This is a genomic window from Marispirochaeta aestuarii, assembly GCF_002087085.1.
Taxonomy (GTDB): domain Bacteria; phylum Spirochaetota; class Spirochaetia; order JC444; family Marispirochaetaceae; genus Marispirochaeta; species Marispirochaeta aestuarii.
The window spans coordinates 1-1,979 of record NZ_MWQY01000052.1; the positions used below are offsets into that span (position 1 = coordinate 1).

The window sequence follows — 1,979 nt, forward strand, 5'->3', positions numbered from 1 at the left end:
CTCGACGTTTCTTTCTCCCGAATCTTCTTCCTTCTCTGACTTTTCAATGATCACAAGGTTTTAGCAACTTTTTTACATTCATGCCGGTTCTTGTTTAAACTCATCAAAACTTCTCTACGAGCCCCGAATAAATCGTTGGAACTGACGCCGCTTTTTTTAAAAGACGGCGCAGCTCAACTTTCTCAATTCGGTGGGTTAAGTAAACCTGTGTCTACCTGCATAAAATTAGAAAATCGTTTTCTCTAAACATTAAATAGAAAAATTAGAATGCTCAGCACTCCTGATGCAATCACTATCCATCCAACGATAATAGCACCAGTCAACATACTTTGTTTTTTCTGTGCACTTAAATCTTGTCTTCTTCTTATTTTGTCCGGTGCTTTAAAGATTAATTCCATACCGATACCAAACGTGAATAGTCCAATAAAAATGAATATAATTACATCAAGAAATAATTGGCTAGTCATACCATCTCCTCAGTTTTGATAGTTCAGCCTGTGGGGGTGTTATACAATCGCGTACATCATCATATACACTTTGTTGATTATACCCCATTGCACGACGTAGCCCATATGCAAAAATGGTAGCGCCAAATATCCAACCTTTTCCTGCCAGTTCTCCAGAAGTCCCCATGGTTTCTGGAGCAGTTATTGCTCCTAAGTATAGGGAACCTAGCATAATTCCACCGCCACCTATAGTCATCGCTATCCCAATATTTTTATCTCTTTTCATCGCTTTTTTAAAAGCCTGTGATCCTAATATAGAGTTCATTTTATTTAACTCTGTTTTTATTGATCCTGAGAAATCACTAGCAGTAAGAGTACGCCCACCAGATAAGAATTCTATCATTGATCCTTCGGGAATATTCAATTCCGCATCCAATGGTATTGTTTCGCCATAATCAATATCTTGACCCAGCACTTTTTCCTCACCGTTATGCGTAATAGTAATCGGATCACTGTCAAAATCTTCATAGTACTGAATTGTCAGTCCCTCGCGCTCCATTCGTTCGACCGGAATTAAATAATCCTCCTCCTCCATCCCCGTCGGATCAACATACTTAATAGGATTATTACTCACATAACTATACCAGTTCGTCGCCTCAACTATGCTGTATCCCTGCCTCGGCTTTCCTTTGCCATCCATCGGATTCATCAGCTGGTACCCCGCAGGATCAGCTGACATCCACCTCGAGGTCTTCGGATCAAGGTACCGCGCTCCGTAGTAGTACAGGCCGGTCTCACGGTCCCACTCTTTTGCGGTGAATCGAAAAGGTATGTAGTTATAACTTGCTGTGGCCTCATCCTCCTGTATCTCGATCCACATCTCACCGTAGGGGGTATACTCTATCCTCTCGTAGGGGTTTCCCTGGGGGTCGGTGATGCAGTGGGCGCTTCCCAGGTGATCGGGGTGGTAGTAGTAGGTGTTAACGTCTTCATAGGGAGTTCCTCCCGTGGAGGGGTTGCTTAAGCGGGTTACAATCCTTTCCTTTCCTACGTAGATGTGCTTGGCCCGCCGGAAGCTGCCGGAGTCGGCGGTTTCGGTCCACCATTCGTTAAAGTAGAGGGTCTCGCCGCTTATGCCTTCGGTGTAGGAGCCGTCTCCTGCGTACTTGGTGGTACGCTTTCCGTCGGCATCGTACAGATACTTCACGCTCTTTCCGTTGGATGTAAGGACGCTCTTCAAGCGGTTCTCCGCGTCCCAGCTGAAGCTGCGGATATACTCGTTCTCGTTGCCGCTTTCCACTTCGTTGATAAAGCCGAAGGCCTGATCGGCCCGGCGGACATCCCCGATGGTACTCAGGTTCGGGGCTTCATGGGCGGAGGACTGGCCTTCAGGCAGGGTCGATTCCCGCGTTACGTTCCCGTTGGCGTCGTAGCTGTAGTAGAGCTCCCCGATCTTTGTTGCCAGGTGCGGCCTTGCCTCATCGTACTCATAGTCCAGCTCGTAATTCAGGGGCCGGACAGAGGCCGAGGGGA

The 1,979-nt window shown here is 46.8% G+C and carries 2 protein-coding genes; both read right to left on the reverse strand.

What is annotated here, in order from left to right; genetic code table 11:
- Positions 1-242 precede the first annotated feature (242 nt).
- Complete coding sequence (locus tag B4O97_RS19050) at positions 243-467, reverse strand: hypothetical protein (RefSeq protein WP_083053105.1); 225 nt, start codon at positions 465-467, stop codon at positions 243-245.
- A partial coding sequence (locus B4O97_RS19055; protein ID WP_143305836.1) for an RHS repeat domain-containing protein occupies positions 460-1,979 on the reverse strand: 1,520 nt, incomplete at its 5' end. The genes B4O97_RS19055 and B4O97_RS19050, both read right to left, overlap by 8 nt.